The organism is Hymenobacter antarcticus, assembly GCF_039539545.1.
Taxonomy (GTDB): Bacteria; Bacteroidota; Bacteroidia; order Cytophagales; family Hymenobacteraceae; genus Hymenobacter; species Hymenobacter antarcticus.
Genome location: NZ_BAABDI010000003.1, coordinates 1 through 23,765, shown reverse-complemented (window position 1 = coordinate 23,765; position 23,765 = coordinate 1). Strand labels below are relative to the sequence as shown.

Sequence of the window (23,765 nt, the reverse complement as noted above, 5' to 3'; positions counted from 1 at the left end):
CCGCGCAAGTAATATCATTTACTCTTCGCGGTAGAGATGCTTCGACAGGCTCAGCATGACGTTCTTTTTTACACCGTTCTCAACTAAAAATTTACATTACAAAACCGGGTGTTTTTCATCGAACTCCGTGGCGTCCTGGTAGGCTTTGGCCAGGGCCAGGAGTTTGCCTTCTTCGTAGAGCTGGCCCATGAAGGTGATGGTGGTGGGCAGGCCGGCGGCCGTGAAGCCGTTGGGCAGGGCAATAGCCGGGTGACCGGTGAGGTTGGTGAGCGTGAGGTTGGGGCTGAAGGACGGGGCGATGTAGGCATCGAGGCCTTTCAGCTTCTCATCCATTTGCTCGATGAGCAGGCTACGCACGCGCTGGGCCTGCAGGTATTCCACGGCCGGAATAAAGCGCGAGGACCGGAAGGTATTGGGCCAGGCCGAGCGGTTTTGCAGCACCATTTCTTTATCGCGCCCGGAGCGGGTCAGGTCGTCGAAAGCCGCCGCGCCCTCGGCCGTGAGCACGAAGCGCAGCGCGCCGGGTGCAATGGCCGGCAGCTCTATCGGCACCAGCTCCACGCCCAGCTTGCGCAGCACCTCAAGGCTGGCCAGGTCGTTGGCCTGGGTGGGGTATTTCTGGTCGAACGCCGCTTTCACGAAACCCACGCGCAGCTTGGCGAGGTTGGTGCCAAAGGCGTAGCTGAACATCTTGGGGGCCTGCAGCGTGGCCGGGTCGCGGGCGTCGGGGCCGGCGGCGGTGAGGGCGGCCAGCACCAGGGCGCAATCTTCGGCGGTGCGGGCCAGGGGGCCGGCTTTGTCCATGGTCCAGCTCAGGGCCATGGCCCCGGCGCGGCTCACGCGGCCGTAGGTGGGGCGCAGGCCCGTGACGCCGCAGGCCGTGCTCGGGCTGACAATGGAGCCCAGCGTTTCGGTGCCAATGGCAAAGGGCACCAGCCCGGCCGCCACCGCCGAGGCCGACCCCGCCGACGAGCCGCTGGAGCCTTTGGTGACGTCCCAGGGCGTGCGGGTTTTTTCGCCGAACCACACGTCGCCCTGCGCCAATTCGCCCAGCGTGAGCTTGGCCACCAGCACGGCCCCGGCCTCGCGCAGGCGCTCCACCACGGCCGCGTCTTCGTTCAGGGTTTGGTCTTTGTAGGGCACCGAGCCCCAAGTGGTTTTGTAGCCCTTGGCGCTGAACAAGTCCTTTGCGCCGTAGGGAATGCCGTGCAGCGGGCCGCGGTACTTGCCGGCGCGAATTTCCTGGTCGGCCTGGCGGGCCTGTTGCAGGGCCAGGTCCTCGGTGAGGGTGATGACGCAGTGCAGCTTCGGGTCGTGTTTCCTGAGCCGGGCCAGGCAGAACTGCGTCAGCTCCTCGGAGGAAAGCTGCCTGGTGCGCAGCAGCTCGCCCAACTGCCGTACGGTGTAAAAGGCCAGGTCGTCGCGGTTGGCCGGCAGCTTCACTCGGCCCGGCAGCGGAGCTAGTTTGCCGGCGCTGCTGGCCCCGGAAAGAGTGGTTTGGCGCAGGCGTAGCGGGCGCGGGTCGAACACCACGGCCGGGGCCACGCTATTCGAAAGGTCAATTTTGCGCAGCGCCTCGTAGCTGTCGCGGTAGCCGGCGAGGTTGCGCCGCGTGGAGTCCAGCTGCGCATCCGTGAAACTCAGCCCAAACAGCTGCTGGGCCGTGCGCAGCATGGGAACCGTAATTTCATCGGGAGCCGTGGGCCGGGCCACGAAGGCCCCGCCGGCAAAACAAGCGCCGCCCAGAAGCAGCGCGGGGAGTAGTCTTTTCATCAAAATCGAAGCGGTTAGAGCAGTTTCCGAGTCCATGTACATTTTTGAAAACAGTTAAAAGTCGAGAGTTAAAAGTTAAAACACAATACGTCTGACTTTTAACTCTCAACTTTTAACTCTGTACATGGACTTGGAAACCGCTGTAGCAAAGCGTAAAGCTAGTGTGGCAGGGGTACGGTTGGGCCACCGGGTACCAGGGTTTCAAATAGCTTCAGCAGCACCTGTTCCTCGTGCTGCCAGCTGAGCTGGGGGGCGGCGCGGCGGCAGTTGGCGGCCAAGTGCTGGTAGCGGGCGGGCTCGTCGCGCAGCAGGCGGTTGAGGGCGGCGGCCAGCGTTGCGGGGCTGAGGTCGGGCACCAGCTCCGCTACATCGAACTGGTCGTTGAGGGCGCGGTACTCGGGAAAGTCGATGAGCACCTGCGGGATGCCGGCGTGCACGTAATCGAAGAATTTATTGGCCAGCGAATAGTAGTAGCTCAAGCCAATGTTTTCGAGCAGCATGATGCCCACGGCGGCATGGTGCGTGACGTCCCGCAAGGCCTCGGGCAGCACAAAACCCCGAAATTCGACCTGCCCTACCGGGTCGGACCCCGAGGCCAGTAGGCCCAGCCGCGCGGCCCGCTCGCGCAGGGCCGCCGAGAGGTCGCCCTCGCCGCAAATCACCAGCCGGCCCGCCACCTGCGGCATGGCATCGAGCAGGTTTTCCAGGCCCCGGCCCACGTTCAGCGCGCCCTGGTAGAGAATGTAGCCGCCGGACGAAACCGCGGCGGCCGGCAGCGGCGCATCGGCCTGCAGGCGGCTCACGTTGCGCACTACCGCGAAGGGCCGGCCGTAGCGCTGCTCAAACACCCGCGCCAGGGCCGGGCCCACGGTGTAGGCCAGCCGGGCGCGGGGCACGATGAAGCCCTCGACCCAGCGCCACACGCGCTGCACGGCGGGCCGGGCCACCACTTCGGGCACTTCCGTGAATAGCTCGTGGGCATCGTACACGAAGGGCTGGCCGCCCAGGCGGGCCCGCAGCCACACGGGCAGGGCGGTGTCGAGGTCACAGGCGCACCAGGCGGCGGCGCGCTGGCCCAGCAGGTAGAAAAACAGCCGCAGGTTGTACTCCAGGTAAAACAGCTTGCCGTGCTGAAACCAGCCGCGCAGGCGGTGCTGGGCGTAGGGCTGGGGCGTGAGCGGGGGCGAGGCCGGCCGCTGCCACCCCACCAGCCGCACGCGGTAACCGGCGGCGGCCAGGCTGCCGCAAATGCGCTGCATCCGCTGGTCGTAGCACAGGTCGGTGGTAACGGCGAAGAGCAGCAGCGGCGCGGGGGAAGGCGGCAAGGGGACGGGAGAACGGACCGGAACCGAGCCGCGTTAGTTATATTTTGGTCAAATTTACGCTGTAGCCTACCGCGTTGCGGACTATCTTAGCCGGAAATATTACCAGGGCGTACGCGTATTTACTTATGGCTTCATCTTCGGTTGCTATTCCTGCCCCTATTACGCCGCTGCCCGCCACGCTGCTCGACCAGCTGGGGCAGTTCTATTTGTTGCTCGATGCGAACGGGGCCATCGTGGAGGTGAACGATACCTTCCTGGGCTTTGCCGGTTATGCCCGTGAGCAGGTGCTGGGGCAGTTTGCTTACGATATTTTCACCGCGCCCGCCGAGCGGGCGGCCCAGCGCCAGCAATTCCTCGATGCCATTGCCCGCGAAACCCTGGTGGCCAGCTACGAGCGGCCCGTGCTCACGCACCTGGGCCATCCGCGCCCGGTGCAGTGGCGCACCGGCTTCACGCACGATGCCGCCGGGGCCATCACTGGTGCCTGGCTGGTGGGGCAGGAGCCCGAGGACCGGGCCCTGGCTACCCCCGCGCTGGCCGACGACAGCACCCACCTGCAGGACTTCCTCGACAATGCCCAGGACCTGGTGCAGCACCTGCGCGCCGACAACGGCTTTCTGTTCGTGAACAAGGCCTGGAAAGAAAAGCTGGGCTACACCGATGCCGAGCTGGCTACCCGCACCTTGGCCGACGTGGTGCACCCGTACTACAAGGCCAAGCTGCTCTATCAGCTGCGCAATCTGTACGACGGCGAGCCGGTGAACAAGGTCGAAACCGTGTTTCTGACCAGCCTGGGCAAGCCGGTCCACCTCATTGGCAGCATGAGCGTAGTGCGCGAGGAGGGCCAGCCGGTGAGCAGCCGGGCCATTCTGCACGACATCACGGACCGCATCAAGGCCGAGCGCCTGCAAAAAGTCTACTACAGTATTGCCAACCTGGCCATTTCAGCCAAAGACTTGCCCAGCCTCTACGGGGCCATTCACCGCGAGCTGAGCAAGATTATCGAAACCAGCAACCTGTTTATCGCGCTCTGTGATGACGCCCGCACCGAGCTGCAGTTTGCCTACCACGTCGACCAGCACCCCCAGCACCGGCCGCAGGCGGCGCGGCCGTTTTCGTCGGGGGTGTCGGAGTACATCATCGCCGGCGGGCAGCCGCGCTACCTCACCCACGCCGATTTTCAGCAGCTCATCCGCAACGGTACCATCAACGCCTACGGGTTGGTGCCCGAAGTCATGCTGGCCTCGCCGCTGAGCATCGGCGACCGCATTATCGGCGTGCTGGCCGTGCAGGACTACGCCCGCGCCGATGCCTACACGCCCGGCGACCTCGACGTGCTGCACTTCATCTCGAACCAGGTGGCGCTGGCCATCGAGCGCAAGCGCAACGAGGAGCAGATTGGCAAGCAGACCGCCCGCCTGAACGCCATCTTCGAAAGTGGCTCGCACGTGATGTGGACCGTGGATACCCGCGCCCACCTCATGAACTTCAACCGCAACTACGCGGCCCTGTTCCTGCGGCGCAACGGCACCTACCCGGTGCGCGGCCTCGACCTGTGGGAAGCCGACCTGGCCCGCATGCCCGAGGCCGAGCGCGACATCTTTGTGCAGCACTACGATGCGGCCGCCAAGGGCCAGGCCCAACGCTTCGAGATGCGCCTGCGCGATGCCCGCGGCTATGATGTGTGGACTGATATTTACCTTAACCCGATTTACCTGGGCGATGGCTCCTTCGAGGAAATTTCGGCCATCGCCCACGATATAACGGAGCAGAAGCGGGCCCAGCTGGCCCTGGAAGCCCAGGAGGAGAAGTTCCGCTCCATTTTCGAGTCGTTCCAGGATATCTATTACCGCACCGACAACGAAGGCCTGCTGACCATCGTCAGCCCGTCGGTGCGCGAGGTGCTGGGCTACGAGCCCGAAGACGTAATTGGCAAGACCGTGGCCAGCTACTTCGTGAGCGCCGACGACCTGCCCCGCGCCGATACCGAGGCCGCGCGCACCGGCGTGCTGCGCAACTTCGAAACCCGGATGTGGCACAAGGACGGCTACCCCGTGAGCGTGCTCGTGAATGCCCGGGTAGTGAAAGTGGGCGAAGTGGGCACCGAGGGCATTGCCCGCGACGTGACCGAAATCCGGCAGATGCAGGACGACCTGCGCCAGGCCAAAGACGCCGCCGAAGCCGCCCTGGAAGCCAAAACCCAGTTTCTGGCCAACATGAGCCACGAGCTGCGCACGCCCATGAACGGCATCATCGGCATGATTGACCTGCTCGACCAGACCGTGGAAACCGACGAGCAGCTCGACTACGTGGACACGCTGCGCAAAAGCTCCGACGCCCTGCTCACCATTCTCAACGACATTCTGGACCTGTCGAAGATGCAGGCCGGCAAGCTCCAGGTGCACGAAAGCGCGCTGGAGCTACAGGCCGTGATGGAGCGCATCCGGGCCCTGTTTATCTACCGGGCCGAGCAGAAAAATATCCGCTTCACCTACCACATCACCCCGCACACGCCCACCCACGTCATGACCGACGAGGTGCGGCTGCTCCAAATTCTGAGCAACCTGGTGGCCAACGCCATCAAGTTCACCAACGAGGGCACGGTGGGCATCGTGGTAAGCAGCGTGAGCACCGATGGCGAGCTGCACACCCTGCGCTTTGCCGTGCAGGACTCGGGCATTGGTATTTCGAGCGACAACGCCAGCCTGCTTTTCACCAATTTCACCCAGCTCGACACTACGCCCAGCAAGGCCTACGGCGGCACGGGCCTGGGCCTGAGCATCAGCCGGCAGCTGGCCGAGCTGCTGGGCGGCGAAATCGGGGTGCTCTCCGACGAAGGCGAGGGCTCGGTGTTCTGGTTCACCATCAGCGCCCGCGAGGCCCGGCCCGAAGACCGGCCCGCCGTGGCCCCGGTGCGCGAGCCCGTGTTCCAGCCCTTCGATGCCATACCCCGCGTGCTGCTCGTCGACGATAACGCCATCAACCAGAAAGTGGGCCAGCGCCTGCTCTCCAAGCTGGGTTGCGAAGTGCACGTGGCCAGCGGCGGCCCCGAAGCCATTGCCCTGGCCACGGCCCCCAACGCGAATTACAACATCATCTTCATGGACATTCAGATGCCGGACATGGATGGCGTGGCCGCCACGGCCGAAATCCGCCGGCTGCTGGGGGCCGCCTGCCCGCCCGTGGTGGCCATGACGGCCTACTCCATGCAGGAAGATGCCGGCCGCTTCATGCGCCAGGGCCTCGACGACTACGTGGGCAAGCCCGTGAAAAGCCGCCACCTCTACGAAGTGCTGCACCGCTGGCTGCGCCCCCGGGCGGCCCGCCCGGCCCAGCTGCCAACTGGTGATAAGGCCGATACTGATACGTCTGCTACGCTGGTAGCGGCGCCCGAGGCTGTTGCCGGCCCGGTAGTGGCCGCGGCCCCGTCAGCCGTTGCCGCCCCCGTGGTAAAACCCGAAAACGATGAGCCCATCCTCGACGATGCCATTTTGCTTCAGCTCATCGAGCTGGGTGGCCCCGAATTCACCTCCGACCTCTACCAGGAATTTGAGCAGGAAGCCGGCGATTTGCTGCGCGATGCCGCACCCGTGGCCGCCGCCGATAATTTCCGCGAGCTGCTGCCCATGCTGCACCAGCTCAAGGGCACGGCCGCTACGCTGGGCGGCGTGGCCCTGGCCGCCCAGGCGCGCCGCCTCGAGCATCAGTTCAAAGAAGGACGGGTGGAAGCGGGTGCAGCTGGTTTTCAACTTCTGGAACATTACTTTGCACAGTTCGTTGCCGAGTACCCCGGCGCAGTTGAGCGAGCCATTACTTTCCCGCCCGTGTAAAACCGGCTGCTTTCTCCCTAATCTACCCTATGAACCCAACACCTAACCCTACGCTCATGTCCGCCGACCCCCAACCCAAAACCATTCTCATTGCTGAGGACAGCTCGGTAATCCTTAACCTCACCCGCAAAATTCTGGAACTGCAGAAGTACAAGATTGTGCTGGCCAAAAACGGGGGCGAAGTGCTGAAGCAGCTGGAAAGCAACGCCGTCGACTGCGTGCTCATGGACATCAACATTCCGGTGAAGGATGGCATGCAGTGCACCCGCGAAATCCGCGCCCACGCCGACCCCAAAATCAACACGCTCCCCATCATCGCCATCACCGGCAACGCCAACAACTACTCGATGGACCAGTTCCGCGAAGCCGGCGTGAGCGACTACCTGCCCAAGCCCCTCGATTTCGATGCGCTGGTGCGCGTAGTGAAGCAGTACGTAGGTTAAATTGAATTAAGAATTAAAAATTAAGAATTAAAAATGTCGCGTCGCCGCATATGGTTGCACGTTCGGCTTTGCGGTAACTCTTAATTTTTAATTCTTAATTTTTAATTCAAACGCAGTGACCGTAACGTTCTTAGGCACGGGCACTTCCTCCGGGGTGCCGATGATAGGCTGCACCTGCGTGGTGTGCCGCTCGCTCGACCACCGCGACCACCGGCTGCGGGTGTCGGTGCACGTGGCCGTAGGCGGCCGCAGCCTCGTGATTGACTCCGGGCCCGATTTCCGGCAGCAGATGCTGCGGGCCCGCGTCACCCACCTCGATGGCCTGCTCTTCACCCACGAGCACAAGGACCACACCGCCGGCCTCGACGATATCCGGGCCTTCAACTTCCGGCAGCAGCAGGATATGCCGGTGTATGGCGAGCCGCGGGTGCTGCAACAGCTGCAACAGGAGTTTGCCTACATCTTTGCCGAGCACAAGTACCCCGGCGTGCCCCGCGTGGTGCTGCACCCCATCGAGCGCGACGACGTGCCATTTGACGTGCAGGGGCTGGCCGTACAGCCGCTGCGGGCCATGCACCACCGCCTGCCGGTGCTGGGCTTCCGCATCGGCGGCTTCTGCTACCTCACCGATGCCAACCACATCGGGCCCGAAACCCGCGCCCAGCTCCGCGATGCCGACGTCATCGTACTCAACGCCCTGCGCCGCGAGGAGCACATCTCGCATTTCACGCTGGCCCAGGCCGTGGCCGTGCTCGAAGAAGCCTCGCCCAAGCGCGCCTACCTCACGCACATCAGCCACCAGCTGGGCCGCCACGCCGAAGTAGAAGCCGAGCTGCCGGAGTGGATTCGCCTGGCGTATGACGGGCTGAAGGTGGAGGTTTGAGCCTTGGAGACGAGCCGGATGTCGGCATCTCAGCCATCGGCCGCACGATGGTCTCTAACGCTTTTATCAAGTCATTCATCAGCCGGAACTGCTTTGTGGCCGCACACGGTTTTGTTTGAAAAATCTCCCGTTCGCTTCTGCTTCATCTTTTTTCTATGAACGTTATCAACCTCGACCAAAAATTTGGGCAGTTCTCCGACCATTGGCACCCGCACGTGGTGGCCGATTTGAACGACCAGCACGTGAAGCTGGCCAAAGTGCAGGGGGAATTTATTTGGCATAGCCATGAGGCTGAAGACGAGCTTTTTGTAGTGGTTCGGGGCCAGCTGCACATTGAGTTCCGCGACCATACGGCTATCATTAACCCCGGCGAAATGTTGGTGGTGCCCCGGGGCGTAGAGCACCGACCGTATTCCAGCGAGGAAACCTGGATTATGCTCGTTGAGCCCCAGGTTACGCGCCACACCGGCACCGTGGAGCATGCCCTCACCCGGCACTATCTTCCCCGGATTTAGGCGTTTCCTTTGCATACCAACTACTATTTTCTGCGCCAGCTGGCCCCCGCGCTCACCGAGCGGCTGCGGGGCTACCGCGTGGCCGTGTGCTTCACGCAGGAAAAGGATGAGCTGGTTATCGGCCTCATCAACGGTACCACCGAATTCTGGCTGAAAGCCCAGCTGGGGGCAAATTTCCCGGCCCTGGCCCTGCCCGAAACCTTCCAACGGGCCCGTGCCAATTCCGTCGACCTTTTCCCCAACCTGCTGGGCGAACAGGTCGAAACCGTGGTGGCCTGGCCTCAGGACCGGGTGCTGCAAGTGAATTTCCGCAGCGGGGCGCGGCTGGTGTTCAAGCTCTACGGCCCGCGTCCCAACGCCATTTTCCGCTCGTCGCCCGAAGGTCCGGCTCAGCTCTTCCAGCAAAAGCTGCTGGCCGATGCGGAGTTACGCCCGCAACCAGCGCCGCCCGCGCCGACCACAAAATCCGACCAATCCGAAAAGTCCGCTAAAGTCGTGGTCCCGCCGCCGCTTGCCGACCTGCCCCTGCGCTACCTGCGCCTGCACGGCTACGACCCGGCCCCGCCCGAAACCAAAACCCGCTTGGTGAACCAGGTGCTGGCTCAGCTGGAAAAGCCGGCCCACTACTACCTCATTCAGCTCGACGGCCGCACCCGCCTCAGCCTGCTGCCGCTCGGCGACGTGCTCGAAACCTTCGGCGGCGACGACCCCATTGCGGCCCTGCGCCGCTTCGTGCCCATGGCCCTGGGCCGCCGCGCCTTGGAGATGGAAACCAGGCAGCTGCGCCAGCTCCTGGAGCGCCGCGCCGCCGAAGCCGGCACCGCCGCCGCCCACGCCCGCCAGCGCCTCCACGCCCTGGCCCACGAGGCGGGATACCGCCATACCGCCGACCTCATCATGGCCAACCTGCACGATATTCCGGCCGGAGCCACGCAGATTGAAGTCCTGGATTTCTATACGGGTGCCGCGCGGCTCATAAAGCTCAAGCGTACCGAAAAGCCCCAGCTCACCGCCGAAAACCTCTATCGCAAGGGCAAAAACCAGCAAATTGAAGAGCGCCAGCTCAGCGAGCGCATCGCCCGCCGCGAAACCGAAGCTTTTACTGCCCTCGAGCGCCTCGAAGAAATGGATACCCAGCCCGCGCTGGCCGAGCTGCGGGCCTTGCGCACCTGGCGCAAGCAGCACGGCCTCGACCCCACGCCCGCCGCCAGTAAAGCCGCCACGGAACTTCCCTTCAAGGTATTTGAGGACCGGGGCTTCACCATCCTGGTGGGCCGCAACGCGGCGAACAACGACCTGCTGACCCAGAAATACGCCCACAAAGACGACCTCTGGCTGCACGCCAAGGACGTGACCGGCTCGCACGTCGTCATCCGGCACCGGGCCGGGCAGCCCGTGCCCGAGCCCGTGGTGGAGCACGCCGCGCAGCTGGCCGGCTGGTACTCGCGCCGCCAGCACGACACGCTGTGCCCGGTCACGGTCACGCCCAAAAAATTCGTGCGCAAGCCCAAGGGAGCCTTGCCCGGCCAGGTAGTAGTAGAGCGCGAGCGGGTGGTGCTGGTGAAACCCGGCAACCCCTTCGAGCGGGAATAGAACGTATACGAACAGAACGTGTACCGCGAAATTTCATTTCGCTACGAGCGCAGCGAAGTTTGGTCGTAAGGATAGGGAAAACGGCCTTACGCACCGCACGCGTGGCGAAATGAAATTTCGCGGTACACGTTCCGGGCATTCCGGGATTATCGCAAAAAAGCCCGTTCCAAGTACTTGGAACGGGCTTCTCGATTCACGTGCGCGCGGGGAGATTCGAACTCCCACACCCGAAGGCACCACCCCCTCAAGATGGCGTGTCTACCAGTTTCACCACGTGCGCGAATTGGGTAATTGCACCAGGTATTTCGGCCGAAACCGGCTTCGTTGAGGTACCGAAGCGGGTGCAAAGATAGCCGGCGGATTTCGGCCGTACAACCTTCTGGCTGCCTTTTTCATCAATTGCCCACTATTCAGGGTGTTATATTGTGGCATTGCGGAGGCCATCGGGGTTTCTGCTATCCAAAGACTCACTTTCCTGTCATGCATACCATCCATAATGTCGAAACAAGCTCCTTTTTTGGTCGCCTGGCTGAGCGGATTACCCATTTTTCGGGCTCCACCGTGGCGTTTACGACGGCAGTGGCTATTATTTTGGCCTGGGGCATAACCGGGCCCTACTTTCATTATTCTGAAACCTGGCAACTGGTTATCAATACTGGCACCACCATCGTCACGTTTCTGATGGTCTTTCTTATTCAGCGGGCCCAAAATAAGGATTCGCTGGTGCTGCACCTCAAGCTCAATGAGCTGATAGCTGCCACGCCCGGAGCCAGCAACCGGCTCATTAATGCCCAGGACTTCTCGGAAGAGGAAATTAACCTGCTGCACAACTTCTATTGTGCCCTAGCCGAACTGGCCAAAAAGGACAGCAACCTGGGCCAGACGCATTCGGTGGAAGAAGCAGAGACTAATGAGAGCGGAAAAGTGGAGGCCCGGACCGAAGATGAGCCGCAATAGGGTCGGGACGAGGCAATTCCGGGAACACCAAAAAGCGCTGCCGCAACTAATGCGGCAGCGCTTTTTAGTAAATCAAATCAATGAACACCCTATTCAGCCTGGATGAGCGGCGAATCCACTACGTGCTCGGCTACGAACCACACTTGCAGTTCGTTGGTGCGCACCAGCTGGCTCACAATGAGGTCGTTGGTGCCATCGTCGCCACTTTTGTCGGCTTTGCTGGCGTAGTCGTGGCAGTTCTTGAGGATACGCTGGTGGCCGTCGAGCAGGCGCGATACCTGTACGGGCGGTTCTTCGCGGTCGCGCGGCACGCGGGGAATGCTGCTCAGCTCGGCCACGTCGTGGGCCATGGCCACGGCTACACCCCCCAGAATCTGAATGCGCTCGGCAATGGCATCGACCAGCACCGACTGCTCTTCGTAGTGCTTATCAAAGAGCAGGTGCAGCTGGTAGAAAGTAGGGCCTACTACCTGCCAGTGGTGTTTTTTGTACATGTCGCGCAGCGTGATGGTGTCGGCCAGCAGCTGGTTGAGCATGGTCACACTTCCCTGGCGGGTGCTTTCGCCCAGGCCAATGGGCAGGCGCTGGCTCACGGTGCCGTAGCGCTGGGTAGGGGCGGGGGCGTTCTGCTGCTGGTTCAGGCGGGGCTGAATGTCTACGGCGGCGTTGCTGCCGGCCCCATTGCCGGTGTTGGCCTTGCCGTTGGCGCTGGCTTTGGGAGCGGCGGCAGCCTTGGCGGCCGGCGCGGCTTTTTTGGGGGAGGCGGAGCTTTTGGGGGCAGCTTTGGCGGATGATGCCATGGGGATGGGGCGAATGAAGTGAGTGAAAACCACCGGATAGAACCGGCGTCGAAAAAACTAGTTATACGTACGTAAAGCAGCACCCCGGGTTAATCTCCCCGTCCTAAATTTCCTTGTATGTCTGAGTCCATTACCCAGCCCGCGCCCGACCTGCACCCCGAAGACCACCTCACCAGCTCGGCCATGCTGCAGGATGTGGTGATTGGCCTGTCGGATGGTCTGACGGTGCCGTTTGCCCTGGCGGCGGGCCTGAGCGGCGCGGTAGCCTCGTCGGGGCTGGTGATTACGGCGGGCCTGGCCGAAATAGTGGCCGGCAGCATTGCCATGGGCCTGGGCGGCTACCTGGCGGGCCGCACCGAGGTAGAGCACTACGAAACCGAGCTGGGCCGCGAGCGCCGCGAGGTGCACGAAGTGCCCGACGTGGAACGCGCCGAAGTAGACGAGCTGCTGGCCGAAATGGGCCTCTCGGCCGCCACCCGCCAGCTGGCCCTCAAGGAGCTCACCGCCGACCCCGAGCAGTGGGTGCGCTTCATGATGAAGTATGAGCTGGGCCTGGAAGAGCCCGACCCCAAGCAGGCCCCCAAAAGCGCCGTTACCATCAGCTCGGCCTACGCCGTGGGCGGGCTGATTCCACTCAGCGCCTATTTTTTTACGGCTACGCCCACGGAAGGGCTGGCGTGGTCGGCGGGCATCACGCTGGTCTGTCTCACGGTGTTTGGCTATCTCAAAAGCCGGATGACCGGGCAGCCGCCCGTGGCCGGGGCCCTCAAAATGGCTTTGGTGGGGACGCTGGCCGCCGCCGCCGCCTTTGGCATTGCGCGGCTGGTGAGCGGGTAGCGTAACTAAGGACAGTCACGGCCAGTATGGTTAGCTTAGCGGCCTATGAAATTCAAACTACCCGAAACCCCGGCCGTACGCGTCAAAGGCAAGTCGTTTCGGCTGGCTGCCGTGGACCCGGACGCGGCCACGCCTTTTGCGCACAAGCGCCCGAGCGAGAGCGCGGCGCGGCCCCGGCTGCTGGCCTTGCGGCAGCGCCTGTGCGTGCTACAGGAGCTGCTCTACGCCGAGCACAAGCGCAGCCTGCTCATCGTGTTTCAGGCCCTGGACACGGGCGGCAAGGACGGCGCGATTGAGAACCTGCTCACGGGTGTGAACCCGGCCGGGGTGCAGGTGGCCACGTTCAAGGCCCCGTCGCAGGAAGAGCTGAGCCATGATTTTCTGTGGCGCATTCATGCCCATACGCCCAAGCAGGGCCATATTGGCGTGTTCAACCGCTCGCACTACGAAGATGTGCTGATAACCCGCGTGCACGGTTTGGTTGACGACAAAAAGGCCCGGCAGCGGTTCGAAGCCATCAACAACTTTGAGTCCTTGCTGACCCACAACGGCACGCGCATCCTCAAGTTTTTCCTGCACATCTCCAAACAGGAGCAGGCCGAGCGCCTGCAGGAGCGCCTCGATGACCCCGGCAAAAACTGGAAATTCGACCCCAACGACCTCAAGGAGCGCGCGCTTTGGGACGATTACCAGCATGCCTTCGAGGATGCGCTACGCCATTGCTCGCCCGATTCCGCGCCGTGGTTTGTGGTGCCCGCCAATCGCAAATGGGTGCGCGACCTGGCCATTATCGAAATAGTGGTGGCCGCGCTGGAGGATATGAACCCCAAGCCCCGCCCCATCAATTTCGACCCCAAGCAGCAGGTAATAATATGATGGACTACTACCCCAGGAATGGCCATTTTACTGCGCTGCTTAATTGGGAGTTAATCGGGCAGGGTTTGATTTAATATAAAATAATTGTTTTTTTACTATATGAAAATTGGCTTTACTTCATTGAGGGTTCGGGTGGTGGTCTTGCTGGTGCTGCTAGGGCTAGCGGGCTCCGGCCAGGCCCAGGAAGCGTGCATGCTGATTCCCACGCCGCTGGCCGAGCGCGTGGCAACGGCAACCCTCATCGTTGAGGCCGGGGTAAGGACCCAGCAAGCGGTGAGCGAAAACGGCCACATTTACACCATCAGCGAACTCACGGTGTATAAGGTTTTTCGGGGTACGGAGCCGGTGCTGCTGCGCCTGGCCGAGGCTGGCGGCACGGTGGGCCTGCGGCGGGAGGTGGTGAGCACCAGCATTACGCTGGCTCCTGAGCAGCAGGGGCTGTTTTTGCTGGAGCCCAACCCGTTGCTGCCCGGTACTTTCCGGCTGGTAGCGGGGCCGCAGGGCTTTGTGCGCTACGACCTGGCCGACCGCACGGCTGTCGAACCATTTGGCCGCTACGCTTCCATCACTGGGGCGCTGTATCCGGCCGTAGTGGCCCTGGCCGGCCAGGCCTGGCGCGCCGTGCGGCCCAATGCCGCGCTGGCGGGAGCCTTGCCGGTGGCCCGGCCCACGGCGCAGCCGGTTATCAGCAGCTTTGCGCCGGCCAGCCTCACGGCCGGTACCGAGAGCGTGCTCACTATTAACGGCTCGAATTTCGGCACGGCGCGAGGGAGCGGGCGCGTAGAGTTTCCGAACGCTAACAATGGCGGGGGCGGCTCCGCCGGGGCGAATCCTACTGATTATGTCTCGTGGTCCGATACCCAGATTCAGGTGCGGGTGCCGTCGTTAGTGATTGCCACCGGCGAAGTGGCCGGCACGGGTAACTTCCGGGTAATAAATGATGCCATTGAAACCGGCATTAGCCCAGCGTCCCTCACGGTAACTTACGCTCTGAGCAACGTCACGCAGACCGGCAGCGACACGCCCACCCGTCCCAAACTCGTCAACGATGATACACAGGGAGGCTATACGCTGAGGTATAGTCCCAGCTTAACGGCGGTAGCCGCCGCCCCGGCCTCGTTCGAGCGGGCGCTGGCTTCGTGGGCCTGTGCCACGCCGCTGCGCCGGGTGGTAGGGGCCGCTGCTGCTCCCGAAGCCACCGCGGGCGACAATGTGAACGTGGTGCGATTTGGGACCTTGGGCGGCAGCACACTGGCGGCCGCTACCTCGTATTATTCGGGCTGCTTCGTGGGCAGCCTGGTTCAGTTTTCATTGGTTGAAACGGATTATACTTTCAGCGATGCCATTTCCTGGCACTATGGCACTGGGACACCTCCTGCCGGGCAGTTCGATTTTGAAAGCGTGGCCCTGCACGAGCTTGGCCACGGCACCCAGCTAAACCACATTATCATGCCCACGGCGGTGATGCATTTCGCCATCGCGCCCACTGCCGTGAAGCGGACGCTGAGCACGAACTCAGACATTGCGGCCGGTCAGGATGTATTTGCCTTTAGCGCCACCAACCCCTGCACCGGGTTTTTGCCACCTACTGCGGCCCCCACGCCCTCCGGCTGTGGGCCGCTGCCCGTGGAGCTGACGGCGTTCTCGGCCCGCTACGTAACTGGCTCAGGCACCAGCCTGGCGTGGAGCACGGCCACGGAGCGCAACAGCGCCTACTTCGCCATGGAGGCCCAGGAACAGGGTGATAAAAGCTGGACAGAGGTGCTGCGGCAGCCCGCCGCTGGCAGCAGTAGCCGCCCCCGCAGCTACGAGGCCCGCGACCCGCGCCTGCTGTCCGGCATCCGCTATTACCGGCTGCGGCAGGGCGACCGCGACGGCAGCACCAGCTACTCGGGTCTGCTGGCCGTGTCGGGGCTCGAAACGGGCTTGGCATTATACCCCAACCCGGTGGCCGACCGCCTGCAGGTGAGCGGCCCGGCCCAGGCCGGCCGCCTCACTTTTTATGATGTGCTGGGCCAGGCGGTGGCGCGGTTTGAGCTGGTGGCGGGCCCCAATGACATTGATGTAAGTGGCCTGCGTACGGGTTTGTACCAGGTGGAGTGGGCCGATGGCCGCACCGTGCGGCGCGGGCGGCTGCAAAAGCTGTAATCGGCTGTCATTGCGAGCGTAGCGCTGTCATTGCGAGGAGGTGCGACGAAGCAATGACAGCGCTACGCTCGCAATGACGGACGGCTACCGTAGTGCCTCCACCGCTTCTTCGGCCGTTTCCTTGCGCTCGCCAATCTGCTGGCGCCACATGGCGTAGTAGAGGCCTTTTTGGGCCAGAAGCTCGTCGTGGCGGCCTTGCTCGGCCACGTTGCCGCGCTCGAGTACGAAGATGCGGTCGGCGTGGAGGATGGTGCTGAGGCGGTGGGCGATGAGGATGGTCATGTGCTGGCGCGAGCCAGACAGCTCCCGCACCGTCTTGCCGATTTCCTCTTCGGTGAGCGAATCGAGGGCCGACGTGGCTTCATCGAACACCATGAGGGTGGGCTTGCGGAGCAGGGCGCGGGCAATGCTGAGGCGCTGCTTTTCGCCGCCCGAAACCTTCACGCCGCCTTCGCCAATCACGGTATCGAGGCCCAGCGGGGCGCGGGACAGTAGGGTATCGGCCGCGGCCTGGCGCAGGGCCAGCAGGCATTCCTCGTCGGTGGCGTTGGGGGCCACGAAACGGAGATTTTCGCGGATGGTGCCGGAAAATAATTGCGTGTCCTGCGTCACAAAGCCGATTTGCTCGCGCAGCTCGTCGAGGTCGATTTCATTGCCGGGGATGCCGTTGTAGAGAATCTGGCCCGACAGGGGCGGGTAGAGGCCCACCAGCAGCTTCACCAGCGTGGTTTTGCCCGAGCCCGAGGGGCCCACGAAGGCAATGGTTTGGCCGAGCCTGGTGGTGAAGGAAATGTCTGACAACGCCTGGTTGTTGGCCGTGAGGTGCTTGAAGCTGACGTGGTCGAAGGCCAGGTTGTCGATGTGCGCCACGGACTTGGGCTGGGCCGGCTTCACGTCCTTCGGGGTGTCGAGAATCTGCTGGAAATTGCCCAGCGAAATCTGGGTTTCGCGGTAGATGCCGATGATGGCCCCCAGTTCCTGCAATGGCCCAAAGATGGAAAACGAGTAGATGAAGAACGAGAAGAACTCGCCCAGGCTGATGTGGTTCTGCACCCGCAGGTAGAGCAGCAGCAGGATAATGGTGTTGCGCAGCAGGTTCACAAACGTGCCCTGCACGAAGCTCAGTGAGCGCAGGTAGCGCACTTTGCGCAGCTCCAGCTTGAGTATTTTGTTGGTGATGCCGTTCAGCCGCTCGGTTTCCTGCTGGGCCAGGCCCAGGCTTTTTATCAGCTCAATGTTGCGCAGGCTCTCGGTGGTGGAGCCGGCCAGCGAGGTGGTTTCGGCCACAATGGTGCGCTGGATGACCTTGATGCGCTTGCTCAGCACAAAGCTCAGGATGCCCAGCAGCGGGATGGTGATGAAGTAGCCCGCCGCAATGGGCCAGTACACCGTGATGGCGTACCACATCACGAAAATGATGCCCACCAGCGACGTAAACAGCACGTTCACGAAGGCCTGAATGAGCTTCTCCACGTCGGTTCGCACCTTCTGGAGCTTGCCCAGCGTCTCGCCCGAGCGCTGGTCCTCAAACACCTGGTAGGGCAGCTCCAGGGAGTGGCGCAGGCCGTCGGAATACATTTTGGCCCCAAGCCGCTGGGTGATGACGTTGACGTAGTAGTCCTGGAAGTTCTTGGCGATGCGCGACACCATGGCCACGCCCAGCATCATGCCGATGTAGGGGATGGCCTCCCGGAAAAACGGCCAGAACGGCACCTTCAGCAGCCCGCCCACGCCGCCGTTCTTGGGCACGAAATGGTCGACCAGCTTGCGGAAAATGTAGGGGTCAAGCAGCGAGAATATCTGGTTGACGGCCGCCAGCACGAGGGCCAGGGCCAGCAGCGGCCAGTAGTTGCGCAGGTAAGTATATAGAATTTTCATGAAGCACAAAGAAAGCCAGTGCCGCCCACCAATGGGCTAGCAACCCCGGCGGATGGCAATGGTTCGGAACCAGGCCAGCACCGCCGCGGTGGGCCGGCGCAGCCAGAATAGCCCCACCAGAAACGCAATGGCCGGAATGCCGTTGGCCAGCCAATGCTGCTGCGTGCGGAAGGGCTCATAAATACCTGCTGTTACGCACGCTCCTTGTTAAAGCGCCTCGGGGGATGTAGCGCGGACTTTGTAGTCCGCGAGTCTGCGCCGCTACAACCACTACACGGCGCAGACTCGCGGACTACAAAGTCCGCGCTACATCCTGCTGCGTAACAGCAGTAAATAAAACAGGGGCTGGATTGGGAGGGCAGGTGAACGGCTGACGGCAAAAGGCAGGGTGCCCGCAAAGCAGCAAAACCTGCCAAGCCTACTGGCATGGCCAAGCGTGAAGCCCGGCTCAATGCTTTAGCCGGGCGATTGGGGCCACATAAATGCAGGCGGCAGCAGCAACGACTACCGATTGGAAGCTAATGAAAATAGCATTTATTGACGCATAAATATCAGTATTTGCCCCGGCAACAACCCGTACTTATGCGGTAGCTTTCCTGCACGGCGGTGGATAAATTTGTAATGCTGTCAATTATTCCGAGGCGTACTAATCCGAACCAGCCTCGATGCCGGGCCGGGCTGTTCGGCTGGTTGGCTGGTATGCTGTTTGTTATCAACTTGTTGTCTTCGCTATGTCAGTTGTATACCACGAGCTATTACCCGAGAGCTACCTCATCATATTGGCCCCCACCCAGCAAGGGCAGCTGGAAACGGCGCTGGCGCACCAGCTGAAGTGCGCCCAACGCAGCGGCAAGGCGGCGGTGTGGGTCGACTGCGGGATGCTCCAGTCGCTGTCTGCCGAGGCGGCGCGGCTGCTCTGGCGTTTGCACCACTGCCTCCGCGAGCAGCGGGCCGAGCTGGTGCTGGTGCACGTGCCGGAACCCGTGAAAAAGGTGCTGCTGGCCCAGGAGGCCGGGCCGGCACTCAGCATCGTACCCACCTTGCTCGACGCCGCCCGGCAGGCGCATTGGCACCAGTGGCGCTACCATCAGCACCTGGCCTAGGCTGCTCCCCCAGGCCACCACCTGCTACCCCGGCGGCGGGGGCACGGCGCCACCGCCGCTGCCGTTGAGCAAAAACTCCCGCAGGCGGTTGATGTGCTTTTTGATTTCTTCGAGCCGCTCGGCCTGGTGTTCAGGGTAGGGGGCTTCGCCCCGTTCGGCCATGCTGCTGAGCAGGTTTTTGCGCTCTTCCATCATGCGTAGCGCCACCCACAGGGTTTCCTCCAGGCTTTTTTGGGATTTATTCAGCAGGCTGTCGGCGGTGTGGGCGTGGCCGGTGTGGCAGCGGAAGCGCAGCAGCCGGCCCTCGCTCACTTGCCAGAGGCTGCCGCCGCAGTCGGGGCAGGTGAGGGGCACCTGATGGCCGATTGCGGCAACTGCTTCGGTGTTGCCGACCACCCGCTCCGCGATGGCGGCCTCCTGCTTCAGGTCTTCGGGGATGGGGGCCTGGGCCTGGGGCACGGCGCCGTGGGTTATTTCCTCCAGTAAGGGCCCCATCATGGCCAGCGGCACTACGTAGTCGATGTCGACGTTACGCAGGGCGGTTTCGGGCATGCTGGGGTACTCGGCTTCGTGGGGGTCCTGCACGATGGTCACCCCGCCGCAGCGCTTAATGAATTCGAGGCCGGCCGTGCCGTCGTGCAGCATACCGGTGAGCACGATGCCCACCGTGCGCGGCCCGTAGGCCACCGCCGCCGACCGGAACAGGGCATCGACGGCGGGGCGGTAGTGGTTTTCGCGGGGGCCTTTGGTCACCAGCAGGTGGCCGATGCTGCCGTCCTTGGCCAGCAGGTGGCGGTCGGGCGGGGCCAGGTACAGGGTGCCGGCCTCAATGGTTTCGCCATCGGTGGGCAGGCGGCAGCGCAGCTGGGTGTGGCTGGCCAGCCGGTCCACGAGCTGCTGCCCGTCGGAGTCGGGCGCAAAATGCTGCACCACCAGCACGGCGGCGGGCAGGGTGGCGGGCAGCTGGGCCACCAGGCGCACCAGCGCGGGCATGCCGCCGGCCGAGGTGCCAATAACAATGAGATGGGAGGGAGCGGGCATGAAGAAAGAAAAAGACGTTAGCGGCTTTACGCGAATGCAAAGGGGAAGGGGGACGCGCGGCGAGCTTTTTGGGGTAAATTTGTCAGCCTTCGGTTAGTCCGGCTTTTTAGCGGAGCGGGCCGAAACGAGGCCGCGCCGGCCCGCGTGTGGTCCCGCCGACTCTTTTGCTTATGCAATCCAACGAAATTCCGCCCGCTCCCGGCCAGTCCGCGGTTGTCATCACGCCCGCCGCCGACCTGCCGCGCGATGCCGACGAGCCCCTCACGCCCACCTTGCTGCGCGAGGCCGGGCGGCCCGGCAAGCCGGCCGACCAGTTTCCGGTGGTGGGGCTGGGCGGCTCGGCGGGCTCGCTGGTGGCGTTCGAGCAGTTTTTGCGGGCCATGCCCGCCGACAGCGGCATGGCCTTCGTGGTGGTCACGCACCTCTCGGCTGACCAGGAATCGGAGCTGACGCAGGTGTTGCAGCACTTCACCAAAATGCCCGTGCTGGAGGTGACCGATGGCCTGCGCGTGCGCCCCAACCACGTCTATGTTATTCCGCCGAACCGCGACATGAGCATCCTGCACGGCATGCTGCTGCTGTTTGTGCCGACGCAGCCGCCGGGCCGCCGCCTGCCCATCGACTTCTTTTTCCAGAGCCTGGCCAAGGATGCGCGGGAGCGGGCCGTGTGCGTGGTGTGCTCGGGGCTGGGGGCCGACGGCAGCCTGGGGCTGAAAATGGTGATGGAAAACTTTGGGATGGTGATGGTGCAGGCCCCCGAAACGGCCGAGTTCGATTCGATGCCGCGTGCGGCCCTGGCCACCGAGTTTGTTGACTACGTGCTGCCCGCCGACCAGCTGCCGGCCAAGCTGCTGGACTTCGTGCGCCACCCGGGCGCGCGCCCCCGCCGCCCCGAGGAGCCCGAAAGCGCCGTGAAGCCGGCCCACGCCCTCCAGAAAATCTTTCACCTCATCCGGGCCCAGACCGGGCACGACTTTTCGTTTTACAAGCGCAACACCGTGTTCCGGCGCATTGAGCGCCGCATGAACTCGCACCAGATTCAGGAGTTTACGCACTACGTGCGCTACCTGCAGGCAAACCCCGCCGAGGTGCTGGCCCTGTTTAAAGAGCTGCTGATTGGGGTGACTAAGTTTTTCCGCGACCGGGAGGCGTTTGAGCACCTGCGGCAGCGCCTGCTGCCGCTGCTGCGCCAGAAGCCTGCCAAGAGCACCGTGCGGGTGTGGGCGCCGGGCTGCTCCACGGGCGAGGAGGCCTACTCGCTGGCCATCACGCTGCTCGAATGCCTGGAAGACGTGGAGGGTGCGAAGTACCTCAAAATTCAGATTTTCGCCACCGATATCAACGCCGAGGGCATCGACCTGGCCCGCGCCGGATACTACCCCGCAACCATCGCGGCCGACGTGAGCCCCGAGCGGCTGCGGCGCTTCTTCACCCCGGCCGAGGGCGGCTACCGCATCAGGAAAGAGGTGCGCAACGTGGTGGTGTTTGCCCTGCACGACCTGAACAAGGACGCGCCCTTCACGAAACTTGACCTGCTGGTGTGCCGCAACCTGCTCATTTACCTGAGCGCGGAGCTGCAAAAGAACCTCATTCCGGTTTTCCACTACGCCCTGAACCCCGGCGGGCTGCTGTTTCTGGGGCCCAGCGAAAACCTGGCCGGCTTTCAGGAAATGTTTCAGCCCCTGGACGTGAAGTGGAAGCTCTCGCGCCGCACCGAAACGCCGTCGTCGGTGACGCGGGTGGCTAATTTTCCGTTTGCCCTGGCCCGGCAGCACACGCAACCCATTCCGGCCCCCGCTTCTGCTTCCATGAGTTCAACTTCCTCGCGCAAAGAGGGCGCATTTGCCGGTTTGGTGCAGCGCGTGCTGCTGCGCCAGTACACGCCACCCGCCGTGGTCATCAACGCCAAAGGCGAAATCCTGTACGTGAACGGCCGCACCGGCCGCTACCTGGAGCCCGCCCCCGGCCTCGGCGGCATGAACATCTTCGACATGGCCCGCGCCGAGCTCAACTACGAGCTGAGTGAGGCCGTGCACGAGGCCGCCGCCACCCGCCAGCACGTGGTGGCCGACAACGTGAAGCTGCACCTCGATACCGGCGTGCAGCTGCTGCGCCTCACGGTGAAGGTGCTGGAGGAGAGCGAGCAGCTCAGCGGCCTGCTGCTGGTGGTGTTTGAGGAACAGCCCACGCCCCGCAAGGTGCGCCTGGGCAAACCCGCGGCCGGCAGCAGCCCCGATGCCCAGGTGCCGACCCTGGAAAAGGAGCTGCACTACACCAGGCACCGCCTCCAAACCACCATTGAGGAGATGGAAAGCAGCCTGGAAGAGCTGCAAAGCGCCAACGAGGAGCTGCAAAGCACCAACGAGGAGGCCATGACCAACAAGGAGGAAATGCAGAGCCTGAACGAGGAGCTGATGACCCTCAACACGCAGTACCTGAGCAAAACCGAGGAGCTGAGCCAGGCCGCCAACGACATGAAAAACCTGCTCGACGCCACGGAAATCGCCACCATCTTCCTCGACAACGATATGGTGATAAAGCGCTTCACGCCGCCGGTGCATCGCATTATCCCGCTGCTGCCCGCCGACGTGGGCCGGCCCGTCACGCACTTCGCCAACTCGCTGCGCTACGAGCACCTGGACCACGACGTGCGGCAGGTGCTCGCCCGCCTGGTGACCGTGGAGGCCAATATTCAAACCACCCAGGGCGAATGGTTCGCCATGCGCATTCTGCCCTACCGCACCCTCGACAACTACATCAGCGGGGCCGTCATCACCTTCACCGACATCACCTCGCTCAAGAATCTCGAAACCCAGCTTCAGGCCAGTACCCGCTTTGCCGAGAGCATCGTGGAAACCATGCGCGAGCCCCTGCTCGTGCTCGACGCCCAGCAGCGGGTGCTGGCGTTCAGCGGGGCGTTTGCCCGGCTTTTCGGGCTCACCGCCGCCCGCATCAAGGGCCTGCCGCTGCGCGAGCTCGACGGCGGGGCCTGGCAGCAGCCCGCCCTGGCCCAGCGCCTGGAGGAAGCCCTGCGCCACCCCGACGAGCTGTTCGAGGACTTCGAGTTCACGGCTACCTTCCCGGGGGCCGGGCCCCGGGCGCTGCTCCTCTACGGCCGGGCCATCACCAGCCACGGGGCCCAAACGGGCTGGCTGCTGCTGGGTATGCAGGAAGCCGGGGCCGGCCCGGCGGGCCTGCCAGCGGCCCGCCCCACTGCCTGAAACCTTGGCCGGCAGCGCCCGGTTACGCACCCAATCCTTACGCGCATGCTGTTGAAAAGCGATGCCATCGAGTACCGCCCCGACCTGCACATCCTGTTCATGCGCTGGCTGCGGCCCACCATTCTGGTCGAATTGCAGGAGTCGTACGATGCCGCCCTGGTGCTGGCCCGCCAGCACCAGGGCGGCAACTGGCTGCTCGATGCCCGCCGCACCGACCCCATCGAAACGGAAGAGACTATCTGGCTCGCCGATTCCTTTTTTCCGGTGGCGTCCAATTCGACCGCCTGAACGTCAGCAGCACGTGTACCCCGAATTTCCAATTCGGCCGCCTGAACGTCAGCAGCACGTGTACCCCGAATTTCCAATTCGGCCGCCTGAACGCCAGCAGCACGAGTACCCCGAATTTCCAATTCGGCCGCCTGAACGTCAGCAGCACGTGTACCCCGAATTTCCAATTCGGCCGCGTGAACGCCAGCAGCACGTGTACCCCGAATTTCCAATTCGGCCGCGTGAACGGTTTGTTTGACCATCGTTCCGGCGGC

The 23,765-nt window shown here is 63.2% G+C and carries 17 protein-coding genes and 1 tRNA gene; 12 read left to right on the top strand and 6 right to left on the bottom strand.

Annotated features, from left to right (window positions below; translation table 11 throughout):
* Positions 1–96 precede the first annotated feature (96 nt).
* On the bottom strand, positions 97–1,773 hold the full coding sequence (locus ABD819_RS03435; protein WP_345121013.1) for an amidase: 1,677 nt from the start codon (positions 1,771–1,773) through the stop codon (positions 97–99).
* Between the two features lie 158 nt (positions 1,774–1,931).
* Entirely contained in the window at positions 1,932–3,098 is a 1,167-nt protein-coding gene (locus tag ABD819_RS03430; protein ID WP_345121011.1) for a glycosyltransferase, read from the bottom strand.
* Between the two features lie 125 nt (positions 3,099–3,223).
* On the opposite strand from ABD819_RS03430, the gene ABD819_RS03425 reads away from it, so the two are divergent.
* The 5 genes from ABD819_RS03425 (at position 3,224) to ABD819_RS03405 (ending at position 10,362) form a co-directional block, all read left to right on the top strand.
* A complete protein-coding gene (locus tag ABD819_RS03425; RefSeq protein WP_345121008.1) occupies positions 3,224–6,928 on the top strand; it encodes a PAS domain S-box protein in 3,705 nt (1,234 codons plus the stop codon).
* Between the two features lie 56 nt (positions 6,929–6,984).
* Positions 6,985–7,371 carry a response regulator gene (locus ABD819_RS03420; protein WP_345121006.1) on the top strand — a complete coding sequence of 129 codons (387 nt, stop codon included), beginning with the start codon at positions 6,985–6,987 and terminating at the stop codon, positions 7,369–7,371.
* A 115-nt stretch (positions 7,372–7,486) separates the two neighbouring features.
* Positions 7,487–8,254 (top strand): MBL fold metallo-hydrolase, encoded by a 768-nt coding sequence (locus ABD819_RS03415; protein ID WP_345121004.1) that lies wholly within the window; start codon positions 7,487–7,489, stop codon positions 8,252–8,254.
* Positions 8,255–8,409: 155 nt separating this feature from the next.
* A complete protein-coding gene (locus ABD819_RS03410) occupies positions 8,410–8,769 on the top strand; it encodes a cupin domain-containing protein (RefSeq protein ID WP_345121002.1) in 360 nt (119 codons plus the stop codon).
* Positions 8,770–8,778: 9 nt separating this feature from the next.
* Complete coding sequence (locus ABD819_RS03405; RefSeq protein ID WP_345121000.1) at positions 8,779–10,362, top strand: NFACT RNA binding domain-containing protein; 1,584 nt, start codon at positions 8,779–8,781, stop codon at positions 10,360–10,362.
* 198 nt (positions 10,363–10,560) lie between these two features.
* Here ABD819_RS03405 and ABD819_RS03400 read toward each other — a convergent pair.
* Positions 10,561–10,642 (bottom strand) — tRNA-Leu (locus tag ABD819_RS03400).
* A gap of 200 nt (positions 10,643–10,842) precedes the next feature.
* Here ABD819_RS03400 and ABD819_RS03395 point away from each other — a divergent pair.
* Positions 10,843–11,319 (top strand): low affinity iron permease family protein, encoded by a 477-nt coding sequence (locus ABD819_RS03395; protein ID WP_345120998.1) that lies wholly within the window; start codon positions 10,843–10,845, stop codon positions 11,317–11,319.
* Positions 11,320–11,408: 89 nt separating this feature from the next.
* Here the strand turns inward: ABD819_RS03395 and ABD819_RS03390 are convergent, their stop codons facing one another.
* Positions 11,409–12,119 carry a Dps family protein gene (locus tag ABD819_RS03390; RefSeq protein WP_345120996.1) on the bottom strand — a complete coding sequence of 237 codons (711 nt, stop codon included), beginning with the start codon at positions 12,117–12,119 and terminating at the stop codon, positions 11,409–11,411.
* Positions 12,120–12,236: 117 nt separating this feature from the next.
* Between ABD819_RS03390 and ABD819_RS03385 the strand changes: the two genes are divergently transcribed.
* The 3 genes from ABD819_RS03385 (at position 12,237) to ABD819_RS03375 (ending at position 15,980) form a co-directional block, all read left to right on the top strand.
* Entirely contained in the window at positions 12,237–12,956 is a 720-nt protein-coding gene (locus ABD819_RS03385) for a VIT1/CCC1 transporter family protein (protein WP_345120994.1), read from the top strand.
* Between the two features lie 45 nt (positions 12,957–13,001).
* Positions 13,002–13,832 (top strand): polyphosphate kinase 2 family protein, encoded by an 831-nt coding sequence (locus ABD819_RS03380; protein WP_345120992.1) that lies wholly within the window; start codon positions 13,002–13,004, stop codon positions 13,830–13,832.
* Positions 13,833–13,931: 99 nt separating this feature from the next.
* Positions 13,932–15,980: a T9SS type A sorting domain-containing protein gene (locus tag ABD819_RS03375; RefSeq protein WP_345120990.1), complete on the top strand. Its 2,049-nt coding sequence runs from the start codon at positions 13,932–13,934 to the stop codon at positions 15,978–15,980.
* 84 nt (positions 15,981–16,064) lie between these two features.
* On the opposite strand, the gene ABD819_RS03370 is transcribed toward ABD819_RS03375, so the two are convergent.
* Positions 16,065–17,858 carry an ABC transporter ATP-binding protein gene (locus tag ABD819_RS03370; RefSeq protein WP_345120988.1) on the bottom strand — a complete coding sequence of 598 codons (1,794 nt, stop codon included), beginning with the start codon at positions 17,856–17,858 and terminating at the stop codon, positions 16,065–16,067.
* A gap of 731 nt (positions 17,859–18,589) precedes the next feature.
* Here ABD819_RS03370 and ABD819_RS03365 point away from each other — a divergent pair.
* A complete protein-coding gene (locus ABD819_RS03365) occupies positions 18,590–18,961 on the top strand; it encodes an STAS domain-containing protein (protein WP_345120986.1) in 372 nt (123 codons plus the stop codon).
* A gap of 24 nt (positions 18,962–18,985) precedes the next feature.
* On the opposite strand, the gene ABD819_RS03360 is transcribed toward ABD819_RS03365, so the two are convergent.
* Positions 18,986–20,002, bottom strand: coding sequence for a chemotaxis protein CheB (locus ABD819_RS03360; protein WP_345120983.1), 1,017 nt, complete (start codon positions 20,000–20,002; stop codon positions 18,986–18,988).
* Between the two features lie 170 nt (positions 20,003–20,172).
* On the opposite strand from ABD819_RS03360, the gene ABD819_RS03355 reads away from it, so the two are divergent.
* Positions 20,173–23,223 carry a CheR family methyltransferase gene (locus ABD819_RS03355; RefSeq protein ID WP_345120981.1) on the top strand — a complete coding sequence of 1,017 codons (3,051 nt, stop codon included), beginning with the start codon at positions 20,173–20,175 and terminating at the stop codon, positions 23,221–23,223.
* Between the two features lie 45 nt (positions 23,224–23,268).
* Positions 23,269–23,511, top strand: coding sequence for a hypothetical protein (locus ABD819_RS03350; RefSeq protein ID WP_345120979.1), 243 nt, complete (start codon positions 23,269–23,271; stop codon positions 23,509–23,511).
* Positions 23,512–23,765 lie beyond the last annotated feature (254 nt).